The sequence below is a fragment of the Kitasatospora sp. HPM-01-4 genome, from assembly GCF_051374625.1.
In the GTDB taxonomy this organism is placed as follows: Bacteria; Actinomycetota; Actinomycetes; order Streptomycetales; family Streptomycetaceae; genus Kitasatospora.
Window position 1 is genome coordinate 44,989 of sequence record NZ_JBPQGP010000005.1, and the last position, 19,568, is coordinate 64,556.

At 70.2% G+C, this 19,568-nt stretch carries 16 protein-coding genes and 2 pseudogenes; 6 read left to right on the plus strand and 12 right to left on the minus strand.

The features are described from left to right. Positions 1–545 precede the first annotated feature (545 nt). Positions 546–1,649 (plus strand): beta-propeller fold lactonase family protein, encoded by a 1,104-nt coding sequence (locus ACSMTC_RS00670; RefSeq protein ID WP_436557631.1) that lies wholly within the window; start codon positions 546–548, stop codon positions 1,647–1,649. Between the two features lie 135 nt (positions 1,650–1,784). Here the strand turns inward: ACSMTC_RS00670 and ACSMTC_RS00675 are convergent, their stop codons facing one another. The 3 genes from ACSMTC_RS00675 to ACSMTC_RS00685 all read right to left on the minus strand — a co-directional run bounded on the left by ACSMTC_RS00675 (position 1,785) and on the right by ACSMTC_RS00685 (position 4,156). Beyond that, positions 1,785–2,180 carry a winged helix-turn-helix domain-containing protein gene (locus tag ACSMTC_RS00675; RefSeq protein ID WP_436557632.1) on the minus strand — a complete coding sequence of 132 codons (396 nt, stop codon included), beginning with the start codon at positions 2,178–2,180 and terminating at the stop codon, positions 1,785–1,787. Next, positions 2,177–2,839: a hypothetical protein gene (locus ACSMTC_RS00680; RefSeq protein ID WP_436557633.1), complete on the minus strand. Its 663-nt coding sequence runs from the start codon at positions 2,837–2,839 to the stop codon at positions 2,177–2,179. Before ACSMTC_RS00680 ends, ACSMTC_RS00675 begins: the two co-directional genes overlap by 4 nt. A gap of 453 nt (positions 2,840–3,292) precedes the next feature. Next, a complete protein-coding gene (locus tag ACSMTC_RS00685; RefSeq protein ID WP_436557634.1) occupies positions 3,293–4,156 on the minus strand; it encodes a helix-turn-helix domain-containing protein in 864 nt (287 codons plus the stop codon). Between the two features lie 153 nt (positions 4,157–4,309). Here ACSMTC_RS00685 and ACSMTC_RS00690 point away from each other — a divergent pair, with 153 nt between their 5' ends. Next, on the plus strand, positions 4,310–5,032 hold the full coding sequence (locus ACSMTC_RS00690; RefSeq protein ID WP_436557635.1) for an SDR family oxidoreductase: 723 nt from the start codon (positions 4,310–4,312) through the stop codon (positions 5,030–5,032). Positions 5,033–5,340: 308 nt separating this feature from the next. Here the strand turns inward: ACSMTC_RS00690 and ACSMTC_RS00695 are convergent, their stop codons facing one another. Further along, entirely contained in the window at positions 5,341–5,934 is a 594-nt protein-coding gene (locus tag ACSMTC_RS00695; protein WP_436557636.1) for a TetR/AcrR family transcriptional regulator, read from the minus strand. Between the two features lie 124 nt (positions 5,935–6,058). Here ACSMTC_RS00695 and ACSMTC_RS00700 point away from each other — a divergent pair, with 124 nt between their 5' ends. Beyond that, positions 6,059–7,168 (plus strand): FAD-dependent oxidoreductase, encoded by a 1,110-nt coding sequence (locus ACSMTC_RS00700; RefSeq protein ID WP_436557637.1) that lies wholly within the window; start codon positions 6,059–6,061, stop codon positions 7,166–7,168. A gap of 150 nt (positions 7,169–7,318) precedes the next feature. On the opposite strand, the pseudogene ACSMTC_RS00705 reads toward ACSMTC_RS00700, so the two are convergent. Together ACSMTC_RS00705 and ACSMTC_RS00710 are read right to left on the minus strand one after the other, a co-directional pair. After that, positions 7,319–8,176 (minus strand): annotated as a pseudogene (locus ACSMTC_RS00705) (ISAs1 family transposase); the annotation flags it as partial. Between the two features lie 463 nt (positions 8,177–8,639). Continuing rightward, positions 8,640–8,726 (minus strand): annotated as a pseudogene (locus ACSMTC_RS00710) (IS6 family transposase); the annotation flags it as partial. Between the two features lie 410 nt (positions 8,727–9,136). Between ACSMTC_RS00710 and ACSMTC_RS00715 the strand changes: the two are divergent. Next, positions 9,137–10,729, plus strand: a complete 1,593-nt coding sequence (locus tag ACSMTC_RS00715) for an alanine/glycine:cation symporter family protein (protein ID WP_436557638.1) — start codon at positions 9,137–9,139, stop codon at positions 10,727–10,729. 244 nt (positions 10,730–10,973) lie between these two features. Here the strand turns inward: ACSMTC_RS00715 and ACSMTC_RS00720 are convergent, their stop codons facing one another. Next, on the minus strand, positions 10,974–11,669 hold the full coding sequence (locus ACSMTC_RS00720) for an SDR family oxidoreductase (protein ID WP_436557639.1): 696 nt from the start codon (positions 11,667–11,669) through the stop codon (positions 10,974–10,976). Positions 11,670–11,786: 117 nt separating this feature from the next. Between ACSMTC_RS00720 and ACSMTC_RS00725 the strand changes: the two genes are divergently transcribed. Next, a complete protein-coding gene (locus tag ACSMTC_RS00725) occupies positions 11,787–12,659 on the plus strand; it encodes a helix-turn-helix transcriptional regulator (protein ID WP_436557640.1) in 873 nt (290 codons plus the stop codon). Positions 12,660–13,295: 636 nt separating this feature from the next. Here ACSMTC_RS00725 and ACSMTC_RS00730 read toward each other — a convergent pair. Beyond that, complete coding sequence (locus tag ACSMTC_RS00730) at positions 13,296–13,736, minus strand: nuclear transport factor 2 family protein (protein WP_436557641.1); 441 nt, start codon at positions 13,734–13,736, stop codon at positions 13,296–13,298. A 120-nt stretch (positions 13,737–13,856) separates the two neighbouring features. On the opposite strand from ACSMTC_RS00730, the gene ACSMTC_RS00735 reads away from it, so the two are divergent. Further along, positions 13,857–14,429 carry a TetR/AcrR family transcriptional regulator gene (locus ACSMTC_RS00735; RefSeq protein ID WP_436557642.1) on the plus strand — a complete coding sequence of 191 codons (573 nt, stop codon included), beginning with the start codon at positions 13,857–13,859 and terminating at the stop codon, positions 14,427–14,429. Between the two features lie 423 nt (positions 14,430–14,852). Here ACSMTC_RS00735 and ACSMTC_RS00740 read toward each other — a convergent pair whose 3' ends face one another. The 4 genes from ACSMTC_RS00740 to ACSMTC_RS00755 all read right to left on the minus strand — a co-directional run bounded on the left by ACSMTC_RS00740 (position 14,853) and on the right by ACSMTC_RS00755 (position 19,053). Continuing rightward, complete coding sequence (locus tag ACSMTC_RS00740) at positions 14,853–15,308, minus strand: MarR family winged helix-turn-helix transcriptional regulator (RefSeq protein ID WP_436557643.1); 456 nt, start codon at positions 15,306–15,308, stop codon at positions 14,853–14,855. Further along, positions 15,295–16,155 (minus strand): N-acyl homoserine lactonase family protein, encoded by an 861-nt coding sequence (locus ACSMTC_RS00745; RefSeq protein WP_436557644.1) that lies wholly within the window; start codon positions 16,153–16,155, stop codon positions 15,295–15,297. Before ACSMTC_RS00745 ends, ACSMTC_RS00740 begins: the two co-directional genes overlap by 14 nt. A gap of 380 nt (positions 16,156–16,535) precedes the next feature. Beyond that, the gene (locus tag ACSMTC_RS00750; RefSeq protein ID WP_436557645.1) at positions 16,536–17,309 is read right to left on the minus strand and encodes a helix-turn-helix transcriptional regulator; all 774 of its coding nucleotides are present in this window, start codon (positions 17,307–17,309) and stop codon (positions 16,536–16,538) included. A gap of 31 nt (positions 17,310–17,340) precedes the next feature. After that, entirely contained in the window at positions 17,341–19,053 is a 1,713-nt protein-coding gene (locus ACSMTC_RS00755; protein WP_436557646.1) for an amidohydrolase, read from the minus strand. Positions 19,054–19,568 lie beyond the last annotated feature (515 nt).

Here is a 19,568-nt window from a genome sequence, read left to right on the forward strand (position 1 = left end):
TCGCAACGCGGGTGCAAGGTCGGCTGCCCCGGCCTCAGATCCGCCCACGGCGCGCCGCCGGCCTGGAGGGCGGAAGCTGTTCGCTGCTGCGCAAAGCGAGCGCCGCGCTACGGGTGCGCTCCAGCCAGCCCGTGACTGGTCGCTCGGGCGAAAAGGCGTCGAACCACCATATTTCATACTGCGGCGCTTACGCTGACGCGCGGTGGCCTGTGCTCTTTGAGGGCCTGTCAGGCCGTGGCGCAGCCGCCGCGGGGCGGTGAGGCGTCACAGCACGCGGCCGTGGGCCCGGGTGGTGGCCGCGGTGGCGGAGCGGGCCGTGGCGGTCGCGTGTGCCGTCATCGCACGGCCCGTCCCGCCCCCCGGGGCCTGCGTCGCCACCCTATTGGGTTCTTCGAGCGAGAGGTACGGCGATGATCAGTTGCGGGAAACGACCACTGCCCGGCCCCGCCCGGCCGGATACAGGCCGGGGCCGGGCCCCGCGGTGGGCGGCGCGGGCACGCGCCCTGGTGGCGGGGCTGGTTGTGCTGGGGACTGGGGCACTGCCGGTGACGGCGGCCACGCCGGCCCGGGCCGCGACGTCGGGGACCTTCGCGTACGTCGCCAACCAGGCCGGCAACAGCGTGACGGTGATCAACGCGGCCACCAACACCGTCACCGCCACCATCCCCGTCAACGACCCCCAAGCGGTGGCGGTCACCCCGGACGGCACCCGTGCCTACACCGCCAACGGGCCCTTCAACACCGTGTCCGTCATCGACACGACCACGAACACCGTCACCACCACCATCCCCGCCGGCAGTGCCCCGATCGGAGTGGCGATCAGCCCTGACGGCACCACTGCCTACGTCGCCAACTTCGACGGAAACAACGTGTCGGTGATCAGCACCGCCACGAACACCGTCACCGCCACCGTCCCCGTCGGCAGCTTTCCGATCGGGGTGGCGTTCAGCCCCAACGGCACCACCGCCTACGTCGCCAACAGCAACTCGAGCACCGTGTCGGTGATCAACACCGCCACCAACACCGTCACCGCCACCTTCCCCGTCGGCACCAGCCCCCGAGGGGTGGTGGTCAGCCCCGACGGCACCACCGCCTACACCGCCAACGGCGGCTCGAACGACGTGTCGGTCATCAACACCGCCACCAACACCGTCACCGCCACCATCCCCGTCGGCCTCTTCCCCACCGGGCTGGCGGTCAGCCCCGACGGCACCACCGTCTACACCTCCAACTTCACCTCGAACACCGCGTCCGTGATCAACACCGCCACCAACACCGTCACCGCCACCATCCCCGTCGGCACCAACCCCAACGGGGTGGCGTTCAGCCCGGGCGGCACCCGCGCCTACACCGCCAACGGCGGCTCGAACAACGTGTCGGTGATCAACACCGCCACCGCCACCGTCATCGCCACCGTCCCCGCCGGCACCAACCCCTTCGGGGTAACCACCGCCAGAGTCCCGGTCGTGGCCACCGCCACCTGCCCCACCGGCAGCGTGATCACCGGCGGCGGATACCAGCAGAGCGGCGGCGCCGTCCCACCCGTCGAAACCACCAGCCGACCCGTCGGCAACACCTGGCAGATCCTCGCCGACAACCAGAACACCAACTACACCGACGTCACCCCCTACGCCGTCTGCGCGCCCTGACACCCCCAGGCCCCCACAGCCAGCGCTCCGACAGCCGGAGCACGGCCGCGGGGCACAACCACGACAACCGGACAGGACCCAGTGATACTGGAGGCCGCCACCCGCGCGGCGGCCTCCGAACGTCGAACAAAAAACTCAGCCCGGTGCGGGAGTAGCCGCGGAACCGGGGTCGGCTTCCCCTTCCCCGTCGCGTCCTTCGTATCCTCCAAGCCCTGCGAACGCTCCGGGTCCTTCGAGCTGGCGGATCAGGGTCTTGAGCGTCGCGATCTCGTCGTGCAGGGCCTTCTTGCCCGCCCTGGTGAGCTGGATCCAGGTGCGGGCGCGTTTGCCCTCGTAGCCCTTGTCGATCGTGACCAGACCTGCCTTCTCCAGGACCCCGAGGTGCTGGGAGAGATTGCCGGCGGTGAGACCGAGCGTGCTGCGGAGGAACGTGAACTCCACCCGCCGGGCTTCCTTCGACACCGCGAGGATGCCCAAGCGGACGCGCTGGTGCACGACATCGTCGAGGCTGCTGGTGGGGTGTTCGGTCATGCGGCAGACCGTCCCTGGAACCGCTGCAGCAGACCGAGGCCGACTCCGCCGAGCAGCAGCACACCTCCGCCGAGCAGGAGGCTCGGAAGGAAGCCCCACGGCGACGGGTCGGGACGGTCGCCGGAACCGAGCATGACGACCAGGTATCCGCAGGTGACGGCGAGGAGCGGCCAGCTGCGCTCGATCCGGGCGAGCAGCAGCAACGCCAGGCCGATCGTGCCGGCCGGGCTCACCACCGTGTTGAAGAACAGGCCGACGGGTGACGGTCCGTGGAGAGCGGCGAGGAACCCCGGGTGCAGGGCCGTCCACGCAACGTAGACGGTGACGAGCACGGCCAGGACAACACCCAGCGCCAGGTACGGTCCGACCCGGGTACCCAGGCCCAGCCGGTCGGAACGACGCAGGTAGAACCAGCTGATCGCGACATAGGCGAGCACCAGCGCCACCGGCCAGTACCACATCGCCGGCGGCAGGTCACCGACGGTGTGGTCGCCCTGGCCGTAGCGGACCACCGGCGCCGCGCCGAACCGCACCGCGGCGAAGACGAGGAGAGGGAACCAGGCACCCCGCTGCTCACGACGGACATGGCGGACCAGGGCCCGCCTCATTGCCAGGAGGTTGTGCGGGTCGCTCGGGGACGGGACAGGATGAGTCGTCATGCCGACAAGGTTTGCATCGCAAACCAGTTGTGTCTAGAGATCTATTTGCGACACGCCTGAAGGCGTCTCCCCGTGACCCAACCCTCTGGACCCTTCCGACCAGCCGACACCAGCGAAGTCGAGATCGGCTCGCCAGAGGGCCACGGTCGTCTTCAGGCGGTGCACCCGCTGGTAGCCGCTCAGCAGGATCGGGCCGTACCCGACACCGGAAAGGTGATCGGGGTCGAAGCCGTAGCGGGCGGTGAAGCGCGGCCACCGCGGGGCACCCTTCTTCCCCTCGGCGACCGGCAGGCCGTACGCGAGGCGCTGTTCGTCGGTGAGCAGGACCCCGCTCGACGTGGTCCCAGCAGCCGGTGCGAGCGAGGCGGTCGCGCTCGGTGTCTTCGCCGGAGCAGTCGAAGTCCCCGATGTTTCTCCGGGGTGCCACGAGCGTGCGGTTCGAATCCGCGCAGCTCAGGATGCGGGGGCGGACCAGCCGGCGAGGAGTCGGAGGGCGCGTTCGGAGGGGCTGTCGGGTTCTGCGGTGTAGAGGTAGAGAGCCTGGTCGGGGTCGTCCGGGAGGGCGAGCGACTCGTAGGCCAGGGTGAGCTCGCCGACGAGGGGGTGGCGGTAGAGCTTGATGCCGTGGGTGTACTGCAGGACGTCGTGGTCGGCCCACCACTGGCGGAAGTCCTCGTCCCTCACGGACAACTCGCCGACCAGACCGTTCAGCCTCGGATCGTGCGGATGGCGGCCCGCGTACAGGCGCAGGGCCGCCGCCGTGCCGCGGGCAGCGATCTCCCAGTCGGCGAGCAGGTCGTGGGCGGCCGGGTTCAGGAAGATGAAGCGGGCGAGGTTGCGGTCGCGGTGGGGCAGGGCGTCGAAGTCGGTGTAGAGGGCCTTGGCGAGGGGGTTGGCGGCGAGGACGTCCAGGCGGTGTCCGAGGATCATCGCCGGGGTGTCGGTCAGGGCGTCCAGGAGCCGCAGCAGTCCGGGCCGTACCCGCTGCGGCGGAGCCGCGCGGCGGCGGCCGGAGCCCGGCTTGGGTTTGGCCAGGTCGAACAGGTGGGACCGCTCGGCGGAGTCGAGCTGAAGTACGCGGGCCACGGCGTCCAGCACAGCGGCCGAGGCGTTCGGGGTGCGGCCGCGCTCCAGGCGGACGTAGTAGTCGACGCTGACCCCGGCCAGCTGGGCGACCTCCTCGCGGCGCAGTCCGGGTACCCGGCGCCGGCCGGCGTGCGGGCCGAGGCCCGCCTCGTCGGGTCGGATCCGTGCCCTGCGGGAGCGCAGGAAGTCCCGCAGTTCCAGGTTGGGTCCGCGCTCCGCTGACGTGCTCATTCCTTCAGGCTAGGGCGGTGCACGGGGCCTCGGTCACGCCAGAGGGGGTCTGTCGGACCCCCGGTGGACCCGGCCTCCTGTGCCGGCACGTGCGGGGCCCCGCACGGTGGTCTCATGGGATGCGACACCACACCCTGCTTCAAGAGGTATTCCATGGCCAAGCCCCTGATCGTCATCACCGGCGCCAGCTCCGGCATCGGCGCCGCCACCGCCCGCCTGCTCTCCGCACAGGGACACCCGCTGCTACTGCTCGCCCGCAGGCTCGAGCGGCTGGAGGAACTCGGCCTGCCGAACACGCTGTGCCGCAAGGTCGACGTCACCGACCACCGCGCCGTCGAGGAGGCCGTACGCGAGGCGGAGGAACGGTTCGGCCCCGCCGACGCGATCATCAACAACGCCGGGGCGATGCTGCTGGGCCACATCGCCGACCAGCCGGTCGACGAGTGGGACCGGATGATCGACCTCAACGTCAAGGGTGTGCTGTACGGCACCCGCGCGGTGCTGCCCGGCATGCTCGCCCGCGGCACCGGCACCATCATCAACGTCAGCTCCATCGCCGGCCGCAAGACCTTCCCCAACCACACCGCCTACGTCGCCACCAAGTTCGCCGTGCACGCCCTGTCGGAGAACCTCCGCGAGGAGGTCGCCTCGACCGGTGTCCGGGTAGTGACCATCGCCCCCGGCGCAGTGGAGACCGAACTGCTCTCCCACACCAGCGACGAGCAGATCAAGCGCGACTACGAAGCCTGGAAGAAGTCCGCCGGTGGCGCCCTGGACCCGCAGGCGGTGGCCGAGGCCATCGCCTACGCCTACCGGCAGCCGCAGAACGTCACCATCCGCGAGATCGTCCTCGCCAGCACCGGCCAGGAAGCCTGAACCTTCCAAGCCACCCGGGAACGGAACACGGAATTTCGAGCTCCCCGCTGGCGGCCTCGGGTCCGGACCAGGGCGGCGTCGTTCAGAGCTTTTGTCCGGCTTGATGCCGGTTAGCTTGCTTGGCCGCGTTGTTTGCCGTGGCAGTGGAACGGAGACAGCGCGGCTTCCCGGGCGATCACGAGGTGGCGAGTCCCTGATCACCATGGCGAATGAGGGTGCCTGCCCGCTCATCATCGCCTATCGCCGCTGCCTGAGGACCCCGCCGGCTGACGGTCGCGGAGCTACGGTCGGCCCGGCCAGAGGATCGGTCAGCTGCCCGGATGGGAGGCCGCCCAGCCGTGTTCGAGCAACGCGAAGGCCTCGTCGGCGGCGCGGCGCGGCTCGGCGTGCCGCAGGATGAGGCCGCGGGCCTCAAGCGCGAAGTGAGCCAGGGCGGTGCAGCTGACGTCGTCCTCGGGGGCGCCGACAGCCTCGGTAATGGCTCGCGCCAGGGCCGCTTCGTGGCGCGTCCACATGCGGTGGGCGTAGTCGCGCAGCGCGGGGGTCTCCTGCACCATGCGCGTGAAGTCGGCGAACCGCGGGTCCGTGGCGTGGACGGCGAGTTGGGTCTGTGTCAGCAGGATGTGCTCGCGCAGAGCCTGCGGGATCGACTGGCCGGGGGTGCGGTCGCGTACGGCGGCGACGAGTGCTGCTTCCAGGTCGTCGTCTTGGTCGAAGACCAGGGCTTCCTTGCCGGGGAAGTGCTTGAAGAGCGTGGTCACCGAGACGTCGGCGGCGTCGGCGATGTCCTTGACGCCGACCTGGTCGTAGCCGCGGTCGAGGAAGAGCTCGAGTGCGGCGTCGGCCAGGGACTGGCGGGTCTGGGCCTTCTTGCGCTCGCGGCGCCCGGTCGGTTCGGTCACACGCCTACCGTACCCCAGTGTGAAGCAACTACAAAAGTTGAGTCATTGCACTTATTTGGTGAGTGTGCTTTCTTGGTGAGGCCGGACCTCCCGGCGGCTCATTCACCTCCCGAGGGACACTCCCATGAACTCTTCCCGCGACCCCCGCATCGCGATCGTCGGCGCCGGACTCGGCGGCCTCACCTGCGCCCGAGTCCTGCAGCAACACGGCCGCCCCGTCACCGTCTTCGAACGCGAGGCCTCCGCCGACGCCCGCCCGCAAGGCGGCACCCTCGACCTGCACGCCGACACCGGTCAGGCCGCCCTGCGGGCGGCAGGGCTCGTCGACCGATTCCAAGCCCTCGCCCGCCCCGAAGGCGAGGAGTGGCGGGTGCTCGACTTCGCCGACGCCGCCCTCCTGGCGCATCAGAGGCCTTCCGCCGCCGACGGCCGCCCGGAGATCGACCGTGGCCAACTGCGCGGCCTGTTCCTGGACTCGATCACCGAGGGCACGGTGCGGTGGGACCGCGCCGTCAGCGCGGTCACCCCGCTGCCGGACGGCACCCGCCGGCTGCACTTCGCCGACGGCACCGCCGAGGACTTCGACCTGGTGGTCGGCGCCGACGGCGCCTGGTCCCGCGTCCGCCCGGCCCTGTCACACGCCGTACCCCGCTACACCGGCGTCACCTTCGTCGAGACCGGATTCGACCACTGCGACACCCGCCATCCCGACCTCGCGCGGCTGGTCGGCAACGGATCGATGCTGGCGAAGGGCGCCGGCAGGTCCCTGGTCGCCCAGCGCAACAGCAACGGCCACATCCGCGCCTACATCGCGCTCCGCGCGCCGGAGGACTGGCACGTGGCTGCCGGTATCGACCTCGGCGACCAGCAGGCCGTACGGACGCACCTGCTGACGATGTTCGACGGCTGGGACGAGAGCCTGCGCTACATCCTGCGCAACAGCGACAGCGGGTTCACCAACCGGTCCCTGTTCGTCCTGCCCGCCCCGCACACCTGGAAGCACGTTCCCGGCGTCACGCTGCTCGGCGATGCCGCGCACCTGATGCCCCCGGTCGGGCTGGGCGCCAATCTCGCCATGCTCGACGGCTCCGACCTCGCCCACGCCCTCGTCACCGAATCCAGCGTCGACGACGCCATCCGCGCCTACGAGAACATCATGCTGCCGCGCTCGATCGAGGCCGCGACTGGCAGTGCGCAGGGACTCGACCACCTGGTTCCCGCGAGGGCCTACTGAGCCGACTCCACCGCCCCCGGCCCCGCGGCCGTGCCGGCGTCGATCATGTGCACTCTCCCGGCCGTCGCATCCCCCCGGGTCGGTGACTGCGTAGACACGTTCCAGGGCGACCTTGCCGGTGGTGACGATCCTGCGGCGACGCACGATCTGCACGGCCTGGGCGGCATGGGGGAAGTCGAGGCCACAGGTGACGGTGGCGGTCTTGACACGGCGGATCTCGTCGCGGCCGTGTGCGGTGGCGCGGCTCTTGTCCAGCAGTGGAACGTCCCGCCAGGGCAGCTGCTTCAGGCGCTGCTGCAGCAGTGGCTGGTTCCCCTTGATCACCGCGATGTAGTGGACCTTCTTCTCCTCCACCAGGAAGCGGGCGTGTGCGACTTGTGAGTGCAGGGTGTCGAAGGTGACCACAGTGTCGGTCAGGTCGAGCGGGGCGAGCATCGGCCGGAAGACGGTGATTTCGTTGGTCTTGGAGCCGACCTCGCGCTGGGCGGCGACCAGGCCGGTTTCGGTCATCGCGGCGAGCAGGTGGACCTGGGTGCCGTCGGCGCGACGGGCGCCGCGAACGGTCTTGCCGTCCACGGCCAGCGAGTGACGGGGTCGCTCGGTTCGGCCCTGGCCGGGTAGCGGGCGGCCGGGGTCGCGGGCAGCGAGCCAGGTGCCGATTGCCGTGCCGAGGGCGTCACCGTCCACGCACTGCAGGACCCGGCGCACCGTGGCCTCGGCCGGGGGGATGGGACCGGACGGTTCGCGGCCTGGGCCGCCGAGAGCGGTGAGCACGGCGGGTGGCGTATCGGCGGCCCACTCCGTGATCGCGGCGAGGGATTTCGCGCCGGCCAGAACCGCGCATGCGGCGAGCGCGAGGATGAAGGCGAGGGGATGGCGGCGGCCATTGGCCCGTCGCGGATCTGGTACCGCTGCGAGGCAGTCCAGCAGACCCAGGTGATCCTCGGGCTCGACGGGCCGGACAACGGCGAGTTGGCTCAGGCCAGCGGGGATGGGCGAGGCAGGCACGGTCTTCCGTTGTGGTGATCAGGGACTCGACACCTCATGATCACCCGGAGGCCGCGCCTGCCTCCGTTCTGGCCCCGCGAACTTTACAGCCATGTCAGTCACCTGAACTGGCATCAAGTCGGACAGATCCTCTGAACGACGCCGCCCTGGGGTCCGGACACCGCCAAGCGATCACGTCGGGACAAGGACCGTGCCACTTTGCAACGCGGAGTGACCAGGACCGCAGGCCGCCAGCGAATAGGCGACACCTGAACGTGCGCGGCGTACCAGTCACCGCCACAGGTCAGCGGCGTTCCCGACGCTGATGTCCCGCAGATGAAGCCGGAGTTCGCCGCGGCGGATGACAATGATTACGACCGCTCCGCCGGCCCCGGGCAACTCCTGAGCCATGGTGTTCGAGTGCATTTCGGTACCGCAGTACGGCAGTTGATGCTCACACCGCCATCACGCTTGGCGCACCCCGGCGGAGCTGGTCCGGGACGATGACGCGGGGCACACACCGGCAGTTCTTGAGGAGCTTGCGGAAGAACCGCTTCGCCGCCTTCGAGTCGCTTGCCGGTCACGAGGGCTCCATTCCGCAACGCGACACCACCCGCGAGCGCGAGTCGGAACGCCTACGACACCCACAGGGATGCCGCCGAGACCGCGGAGCATGTGTGACTCGGGTCACGTTAACTTTTTCAATGGATTCCTTTCTTGCATTCGCAAGGAAGATGGGCCCTGAACCAACGAGTTCTACAGAGAAGATTGACCCTCGCCAAAGAATCATTCACCGGCACAGAAACGCCCTTCGGTCCACACGGGCGGGTGGGACTTTAGTCCCTAGATCCCTCTTGGCAATTCCTTGACTATTCCTTGACGAAGACGGAGCGGTGGTACCAGCCGTGGCTGGCGCCGCATCCGGACGTCCCCGCGGCCCCGCGTGGGCCGGCCACCCGAGCCGAGAGACGGATCCGCCCAGTGCAGCACCAGCTGACATCAGCCCAGCAGTTCCTCGCCTCCGACGGCGCGGGCGGCATCGAACGAACAGTCAACGAATTCTTCAATCCGCTCACCGAGGCCGTCTCGGGAGTGATCTTTGCCGAACTCACCGTATTCGGGGTCACATTCCCCTGGATCGTCGCGTGGCTCGTCGTCGCCGGCGCGGTCTTCTCGCTCTACTTCGGCGCCATCCAGGTCCGCGGATTCGCCCACGCCCTCACGTTGGTTCGGGCCAGCAGCCGCCGCCGCGGCGACGCTGGCGATCCCGGCGAGGTAACTCCCTTCCGGGCCCTGACCGCTGCGGTCTCCGGCACTGTCGGACTCGGCAACATCGCCGGCGTCGCGGTCGCCGTCACCATCGGCGGTCCCGGAGCCACCTTCTGGATGATCCTGTGCGGCCTCCTCGGCATGGCGATCAAGTTCGTCGAGTGCACCCTCGCCGTGAAGTACCGAGAGGTGGACGAGGACGGCACCGTCCGAGGCGGGCCCATGCAGTACCTGCGACGCGGGCTCGCGGACCGCGGGATGCCCCGGCTGGGCCGCTTCCTCGCCCCGCTCTTCGCCGCCGTCATCGTGATCTTCGCGGTCCTGGGCGGCAACATGTTCCAGATCAATCAGACCCTCGCGCAACTGCGCACCGTCACCGGCGGCGAGAACGGCTGGATGGGCGGCCCCGGCGCGGGCCTCGTCTTCGGCATCGTCACCGCCACACTGATCGCCGTGGTGCTGCTCGGCGGCATGAAGGTCATCGGTGCCGTCACCGCCCGACTGGTCCCGGCCATGGCCGCCATCTACATCGGCGCCTGCCTCCTCGTCATCGCCGTCAACATCTCCTCGGTGCCCACCGCCGTGACCTCCATCATCGAAGGCGCCTTCAACCCCTCAGGCGTCGCGGGCGGATTCATCGGCGTCATGATCATCGGGTTCCAGCGGGCCGCATTCTCCAACGAGGCGGGGCTGGGATCCGCTCCGATGGCCCACGCGGCGGTGAAGACCAAACACCCCGTCACCGAAGGGTTCGTAGCCATGCTCGGCCCCTTCATCGACACCGTCGTCATCTGCACCATCACCGCGCTGACCATCATCATCGCCCAGCCCCAAAGCTGGCTCACCGCCCGCGAAGCAGTCGCCAACGGCGAGGGCGCACCAGCCGGTGTGGCCCTGACATCGGACGCGTTCGCCACCGTCCTGCCCTGGTTCCCCTACGTACTGACCGTCGCGGTCGTCCTCTTCGCCTTCTCCACCGTCATCACCTGGACGTACTACGGTGAGCAGGGCTGGGCCGACATCTTCGGCCGCGGCAGGAAGAGCCTGCTGATCTACAAACTCGTCGTCTCCCTCTGCGCCATCATCGGCGCCATGCTGACCTTGGGATCGGTCCTCGACCTGGCCGACGCCCTCGTGTTCACTCTGGCACTCTTCAACGTCATCGGCCTCTACCTCATGGCACCCATCGTCAAGCGGGAACTCGCCTCCTACCGCGCCCATCTGCGCGCCAAGGCCGCCGCGCGCCAGGAGAACCAGGCGTCGCCGAGTGAACCCCAGGCAGAAACCGGCGCCCAGACTCCTTGAGTCCGGCTCGGCGTCCGACTTGGGAGTATCCGGGCCAGGCCCGGCGGTACCCGCGCACTTCGGTGACCCCGGCCAGTTCGAGAACCGCAGCGCCTGCGTCGACACCCAAGTCGAGGACCGCCTCCTCGACAACACCACCACCTGCCCGGCGAACCCGCTCCCAGCACCCCGCCCCGGCAACGGCCGCCTTCGCGACCGGACGGCCGCCGGGCAGGCCTGTGCCGGGGCAACACCGCGGTGCTGGTCACGCGGACTGGCCGAGGAACTCTCCGCCATCGACGTCGACCACGGTGGCGGTGACCGCCGGATTGGCCATCAGGGCGAGGACCATCGCCGCGACGTCGTCCGGCTCTCCGGGGTGCGCGATCAGCTGACGGTTGCCGGGATGTACTCCGATGCCACCGGGGCTGACCGCGTTCACCCGGATCGGGCCGAGTTCGTAGGCGGCATTGCGGGCCAGCGCCTCGATCGCGCCGTGCAGCGTTCCCCATACGCCGCGACCGTCGGAGGGGCGCCGGCTGCTGGAGCCCGACAGCAGGGTGACCGACCCGCCGTCACGGACGCGGCCGACGGCCGCCCGCAGTAGGTGGTAACTCAGCCAGAACCGGGCGAACGCCTCGCCCGCGACCGCCGCCGGAGTCTCCACGATGCCGCGGGCGGAGCTGGGATGCGCACCGCCCGCCAGCACGGCGACGTGATCCAGCGGCGGCAGCCCGGCCGCCTCCAGCAGCCGGACCGCGTCCTCGGGATCCTCCGGATCGGCGACCACGGTCCGCACCCCGGGCGGTGCGGCCACAAGACGGTGCCGGGAACGGCTGGACAGGGTGACGTCGGCACCCGCCGCGAGCGCCTGCCGTGCGGTGGCGAGCCCCATCTTCCCAGCGCCCACCACCAGGACACGGGCACCGGCCAGCAGCGGCGTGTAGTACGTGGTTGTCATGCCGAGCAGCCTGCAGCGACGCTCGCCCGCTGCCCAGCCCTCCCCCACTCGTACGCCGCCGGGGCGTATCCCTCACAGGGTCACCCCATGCCTCGGCCGTTCGGGCATAGTGACGACATGCAGCGCACCTCCGAACTCGGCGCCTTCCTGCGCTCCCGCCGCAGCCGACTCCAGCCACGGGACGTCGGGTTGAACCCGGTCGGCGCACGCCGCCAGGTGCCGGGGCTGCGCCGCGAGGAACTCGCGCACCTCGCCGGGGTCAGTGTGGCCTACTACATCCGCCTGGAGCAGGGCCAGAGCCACCAAGCCTCCGACGGTGTCCTCGACGCACTGGCCCGCGCGCTGCGCCTGGACGACATCGAGACCGCCCACCTGCACAACCTCGCCAAGCCGATGAGAGCCCACCGGCACGAACCCCTCCCCGAACGGCCGAGGCCCCAACTCTGCGCCATGCTCGACTCGTTCAACACGGTGCCCGCCTACATCGTCGGCCGCCGCACCGACGTACTCGCCTGGAACCGGCCGGCGCACGCACTGCTGGCCGCCCACCTCGACTACGAAGCCCCGCACGGTTCGGCCGAGGGCCGACCCAACATGACCCGCCTGCTGTTCCTCGACCCTCACCAGCGCAAGCTGTACCCGGACTGGAACCGCCGGGCCGGGGATGCGGTGGCCGCACTGCGACGGTCCACCGGAGCCTTCCCCGACGACCGGGACCTACTGGCCCTCATCATCCAACTCACCACTCTCAGCGAGGAGTTCACCGAGCTGCGGGCCGCTCACCCGATCGGCGAATGCGGCTCCACCACGGAGCGCTACCACCACCCGCTCATCGGATCCCTCACCCTCGACGAAGAGGTCATGCACCTCCCATCCGACCCGGGACAGAGCCTCGTCGTACTCAACGCCGAACCGGACTCCCCGTCCGCCTCAGCCCTCCAACTCCTCGCCACAACTCATCGGCACGGCTGCCCACAACAGAGCTCATGAGACACCGCACCGCAATCGTGGTGGGGGCGCAGGGGTTCGGCTGGGCCGAGCTCGACCAGGAGCAGCGGGACCTACTGACGGCGGGCGAGGCCTGTGGCCCATTCGACCTGGTCCCCGACCCGCCGCTCAACTCGCCTACACCGCAGGCATCGGAGACGAGCGCCACCGGCTGCGGGCGTTCATCGAGAGCCACCGCTCCGGCGCTCGCGCCAAACAGACCGCGGCACAGCTGGCAGCCTGCGCCGGGCTGTGGGAGCGGGCGGGCCCGAACGGTCGGGGCCGAGCGTGGGAGCGGCGCTGGCGCTCCTGCCCACAGCTACTGGTGGTCCTGGTCGGCACCGGTTGTACACCCGGCCGGCGCTGATCGGGCTGCCGTCGCGGGAGCAGGCATTGACGGCGAGGACGCCGCCGGGCAGCGGGTGCTGGTCGGTGGGCTGCCGACGGGCCGCGGCGGCCGGGTCACCCGGTCCGGGTGGCAGTACCGCACCCTCACGGCCGCCCCCGGCCTGGACGACATCGATGCCGGGGGCGGCCGTGAGGGCGGCAACGGTGGCGTCCCACAACGGCCGGCCGCCGTCGGCCGCAGGGGCAGAGGTGGTGCCACGCCTGCGCCGGTGCGGCCGCGGACGACCCGCGTCAGTTGCTTTCCAACGCCTCCACCAGCTGCGGCAGGTTGCCGCCGGCCACGACGAGCGCCAGGTGGTCGTGGAAGTCCCGACTGCTGACGATCAGACCGTCGCGGACACGCAGCACCTGGATGTTGGCGGCCCTGAAGGTCCGCCCGGTCGCGCGGTGATGCACCTGGTGGTCCCATTCGTTGACGATCACCTCCGGGTCGTCGGTCTCCCGGATCACCACGTTCATCGGGGTCAGCTCCACGGGGACGCTCGTGGCGAGTTCCATGAACCGCTCCTTGATCACCGCCCGCCCCTCGAACCGCCGCGGTCCGACGGGCGCGAACGCGATCTCCACCACGGCGTCCTCGGCGTAGAGATCCGCGAGCTCCGCGAACCGTCCCGCGCCGATACCCTCGAGCAGCTTCGTGAAGACCTCACGAGGTGACAGCTTTTCGGACATGATCAACCCCCAACGGGATCTTTCGCTAGAATCGGACTATCGACTCCGGTTCGACGATACGGACTAGCAACTCCGTTTGTCTAGAACGGATTCGCCGCCGACAGGAATGGGTGGGGAGAGATGAGCGGCACTCAGGAACGCCCGCTGCGGGCCGACGCGGCCCGCAACCGGGCCAGGCTGCTGGACGTCGCCACGCAGGTGTTCGTCACCCGCGGCGTCGGCGTGCCGACCGAGGAGATCGCCCGGGCCGCAGGGGTCGGGGTGGGCACGCTCTTCCGGCACTTCCCGACCAAGGAAGCGCTGTTGGAAGCCGTGATGGTGCGCAAGCTGGAGACGATCGCCACCCAGGCGGCACAGCTGCCCGCCGAGTCCGCTCCCGCCGAGGCGTTCTTCGACTGCTTCCGCCTGGTGGTCGAGCAGTCCGCCGGCAAGAGCGAATTCGCCCAAGCGCTCGCCGCCGCCGGTGTGGACGCGCACGCGGCGCTGCAAGAGTCCAGCTCGGCGATCCGGGCGCGGCTCGCCGAGCTGCTGGCTGGGGCGCAGCGGGCCGGGGCGGTCCGCCCGGAGCTGGGCCTGCCGGAGCTCATCGCCCTGCTGGTCGGTACGACCACGACGATGGAGCACCTCGGGAACGACGTATCGGCCCGGGAACGGATCTTCGCCGTGGTCTTCGACGGGCTGCGGCCACGCTGACCGGCCCGTCTTGCGTCCTCGCGTCCTCGCGTCCTGAACCGTGGTGAACCTTGGCCCGACCGAACGAGTCTGTCCCGCTTCGCGGGTCGCGTTCCCACCACACCCGCGCCCGAGTACCCGCCCGTGCCACGACGCCCGCGCCGCCTTCAGTCGCTTCCCGGAGACAGGCCGTCAGTTCGGGAGCCGGGCATCCGCGGAGTGGTCGAAGGCCCCGACGCACGCCATGCGAACCTCCCCGCGCCTTCCAGCGGGTCGGCCCGGCGAGCGACAGATGATAAAGCCATGTCGCCTTTGCGGACCGCCCCGGTCCGGCTCTGTCGCGGTGCTCAGCCGGCATGGGGAGGGCTGGTTGCCGTGATTGCTGAATCAGCAGTTCAGGGCCTCGGATACCTTCGAGGTACGTCCGGTGTGTCGGGTGGTCGGCTATGCCTGGTCCGTGGCGCGGAGGGCGAGGGCCTGACCGGCGGGGAGGTCCCGGACGAAAGCTCGGAGAATGGTCATGGCCGGTCCGAGGTCGTCGGTGGTGGCGTCGATGAAGGCGTAGAGGTCGTCTTCGATCCCCGCGATCCGGTGAGCGACGGTCCGGCCGTCGGGGGTGAGGGTGAGTTCGATGTGGCGGCGGTCGTGTTCGGAGACCGCCCGGTGGACGAGGCCGGCCTGGACGAGGCGTTCGACGAGGCGGCTGGGACTGTTGCCGCTCTCGCAGACCAGCAGGTCGCCCAGGCCGGACAGGGTGAGCGGTTGGCGGTCCTGCAGGAGGCGGAGGACTTCGGCCTGGGAGGTGGTGACGCCCAGGGGTTTGAGTGCCTGGCCGAGGAGGCGGTTGCCTTCGCGTTGGGCGGCCAGGACCAGGTAGCGGAATTCCTCAGCTGGACGCACGGGCCGACTTCCTGCCGGTGAGTGCGGCGGCCGCGTTCGGGTCGTGGGCGGCCAGGATCTTCAGCCCGGGGTTGCGGCGGCGGAACTCGTTGACCTGGGCGGTGGTCGCGTGCAGCTGGTCCTTCTCGCCGACGCCGGCGATGTGGCCTTCCTCCAGGAGGTGGTCGTCGTAGGTGAGGTCGCCGACCATCAGCAGCGGGTCGCGGCCGGGGCGGCGGACGAGCAGTGACATCGAGCCGGGGGTGTGGCCGGGGGTGGGGACCAGCACCAGGGAGCCGTCCCCGAACAGGTCGTGGCCCTGAGCGAAGGGCGCGATGTCCGGCGTGGGCTGGAAGTCGGGGTGCCGCCAGCGCAGGCCGGGGAGCTCGATGTGGTCGCGCAGCAACCCGCGCAGTTCCGGCCGGGGCTCGTGCAGGGAAGCCCATTCCTCGGCACTGACCCAGATGTCGGCGTGGGCGAGCTCGCGCAGCCCGCCGATGTGGTCCTGATGGAGGTGGGAGATGATCGCGGCCTTCACGTCCGCGATGTCGTACCCCTGGGCCGCCAGCTGGGCGGTGAGGGTCTGGTCTTCGCCGATCTCGAACCGGGCCAGCCGCTTGTAGGCCAGCCCGGAGAGCCCGCCGGGGAAGTAGCCGGGGTCGGTGACCGAGGCCCGGTCCTGGCCGGTGTCGAACAGCACCAGGCCGTCCTCGTGCTCGATCACGTACACGTTGATCGGCCGCGGCGCGGTCCAGCGCCGCGAGGTCATGATCCACCAGTAGAGCGGCTTGCGGGTGGCCTTCACGTGCTCGGGGTGGATCGCGACGCTGCCAGTGCTGACGACGGAAACCTTTTTGACCTTCTCCATGGAAAATACATTACACGACATGTATGTCGTGTCAATCATTGGACTCTGGTCCACCCGGAGCCCCGGGCAGGCGGACGAGGGGGTCGGCTGACGGGCCGGCTGCCGAGCCGGAAGGCAGCCCGAGCGGCAGATGTTCGGTCGAGCCGGATTCCAGCTCCCCCGAAAGCGAGTCCCGCCCCACGGGTGACCGACGGGTCAGGACACCCGCCCCGCCGGCTCGTACTCCTCATCGATCCCGCAGGGAGCTACTCCGAGTACCAGGTGCTCCATGGCCTGAGGCGGTGATCGGCGTCTCCCCTCGGGGAGTTCGGCGGGTGAGGAAGCGGGGTCTCCTGCGGGGGCATGTCCGCGGTCCGAGCGATTCGTGCTGCCGGCTCGTGTCAGCGGGAGGGTTCGATTCCCCAGCTGGCGGCGCGGGCGGCGGCGGCCGCGCGGTTGGGCAGGTCGAGCTTGGCGAGGATGTGCTCGATGTGGGTTCCCACGGTGCGCGGCGTGATGTGCAGCCGCTCGGCGATCTCCCGATTGGTGCGGCCGGAGGTCAGTTCGGCCAGCACCTGGAGCTCCCGTGGCGAAAGTCCGCCAGGCCGCCGCGGATCTGCGGCGGGGTCGGCTGCGGCGCTCTCCCCGGCTGGCGGGCCTGCGTGGGGTGTGACGGTCGCGGCGAGGGCCTCGGTGAGGAGGGTGACTGCGGCGCGCGCCGGATCGGGCGTGCGCCGCTGCCGGCGGGTGCTGACGTTCAGCATGCCGACGTATCGGCCGTCGGCGGCGAAAAGGCACTGGGCCACGCCGTCCTCGATGCCGAGGGGACACAGCACCTCCTGGAAGCCCGGGGATGCCGCCAGGAGCTGCCGGGGCACGTCCCTGAGCCAGAGACCGCCCCGGGCCGGGCTGTGGAGCACGGGGAACACCGGGTCGCGGTGGAGGCGTGTCTCGATGTAGGCCGTGGCGTCGTCCGGGTAGCTCCCGGCCAGGGTGGAGTGGCGCCGGCGCAGCGGATCCCACCGGGTCAGGGAGGCGTGGTCGTACTCCATCACCTCCGACAGCGCCGCCAGGACCGTGTCGACGCCGCTCGCGCCGCTCGCCACTCTCCTGGCGGCCTCACGGACGCGGACCGCCGCATCCAGGATGTCCGCCCCGCTCCGCTCCGCTGCCATCAGCCCAGGATGATCATGTGCCTGTGGTACGTCAATCGCGAAGGGCGTCGTGCACGACCTGCCCGCCCATGACGGTGAGGATGACGGGCATCGTCGGGAGGTCGTGGGGGTCGGCGGTGAGCAGGTCCCCGTCGAGCACGCAGAGGTCGGCGACCTTGCCCGGTTCCAGGGAGCCCTTCCAGTCGTCGGCGAAGTCCTGCCAGGCCGCGTTGATGGTGTACGTACGGATTGCCTCGGCCAGACCGATGCGCTGCTCGGGGCCGCTGACCCGGCCGGCGGCCTTCGACTCGCGCAGCACCATGGTGGCGACGCCCTGGCGCCAGTCCGGGTACGTGACGGGGGCGTCGGACCCGCTCGCGACCCGCACGCCGGCGTCGATGGCGTCGCGGTAGGGCCATGCGTACGCGGCCCGCTCGGCGCCGACGAACTCCTCCTCCATGTCGGCGACGGTCCACTTGATGGTGGGGTTCATGTTGACGCCGAAGCCGTGCGCGGCCAGCACCTTCATGCTGTGCGCGGTGAGGAAGTCGCCGTGGATGACGTAGTGACGGGCGTCGGGCCGCGGGCAGTCGGCCATGGCCGCGGCGAAGGCGTCCGCGACGGTGTCGATGGCCCGGTCGCCGGTGACGTGGACGCCCAGCTGGTGCCCGGCGGCGTGGGCGTGACGGATCATGGTGTCGATCTCGGCGGTCCGCTCGGTGTCGGTCTCGCCGCCGACGCACAGCGAGCCGCAGCCGCCGCCGACGTATGGCTCGTGCATCCAGGCCGTCTTGTTGGGGACTATGCCGTCGGCGAAGATCTTGACGCCGTGGATCGCGAGGCGGCGTGGATCGGCGTCGCCGGACTCGCCGAGGGGGGCGAGGGCGGCGAGGGCGCGGGCGAACTCCTCGGTGGCGCTCGCCATTCCGGTGGGCAGGAGCAGGACGCCGACGCGAGCGGTCAGTTCCCCGTCGGCCAGCAGCCGGCGGTAGACGTCGAGGGTCTCCGCACCGAGCGCGCCCCGCATGATGCCGGCGCCGCCGGGGCCGAGTCCGGGCTCGGTGTAGCTGGTCACGCCGAGCCGGGCGAGCGTGGCGAGGGTCGACCTGATCGCGTCGGTCCGCTCCTGCCTGCTGAGTGACGGCAGCGCGTTCTGGACGAGGGCCTGGGCCCCCTCGTGGAGCAGCCCGGTGGGCTCCGCGGTTTCGTCCACGACGATGGCCCCACCGGGCGGCGCGACGGTATGCCGGTCGATCCCGATGAGCTCCAGTGCCTTGGAGTTGACCCAGGTGGCGTGCCCGGAGAAGGAGTACAGGACGACCGGGTGGTCCGGGCTCACGGCGTCGAGATCGCGCCGCGAGGGCAGCCGCGACGGATCGGCGACGCACTCGTCGAGGTACCCGGTGTCCCAGCCGTGCCCCGTGATCCACTGCCCGCTCGGAACCCGCCCGACGGCCTCCCGCACCGCCTCGGCCACGTCCACGAGGGAGAGCACGGCGGGATGGCTGAGGTGGAGGGAGAGCGGCGGCGTCGCCATGCCGAAAGCACATCCGTGCAGATGGGAATCGTTGATACCGGGAAGCAGCGTCGCCCCCCGCAGGTCGACGACGCGGGTGTCGGGTCCGACGAGCGGCGCGACGTCGTCCCGCCCACCGACGGCACTGATGACCCCACCGGTTACCGCCAGGGCCGAGGCGACGGAGAACTCCGCATCGACCGTGACCACCCGCCCGCCGAGAAACACCAGATCCGCATACGTGTCCACTGAAGGTCCTTCCGAAAACCGGGCGCACCACGGCCACCCGCGAACGATCTCCCAAGGACTATGGCCGCTCCCCCACCCCTCGCACATCGGTCATCTCACCGATACGCGCCCCGCGGTGGCGGGCTGACGCCTCGTGCTCGGGATCGTGGAGGTAGGCGGTGGCGGCAAGGCGCGCACGGTCGTCGGAGACATAGCGCCCGGCCGTCACCTGCAGCCAGACCAACACGGGCCCCATATCCGCAGACACGACCGATAGTGATCGTCCAACTCTCCGACCAGGCCATCGCCAGTCAACAGCGACTGTCCCAACGACATGACTGATCCGCCGTGATCGGCGCCGCGCCACCCGCGCCGGACATCGATTCTCCTCGGGACGTGGTGCCGGCGAGGGCGGCGGTGAAGCGGGACGGCCATGAAGAGGGCGAGGACCGGGGCGGAGCCGGACAGCGAGACGCCGGGGGGGAGAGATCACGGAGCATTACCGGCTACTGGTCAAGTAAGCACAGACGTAAGCC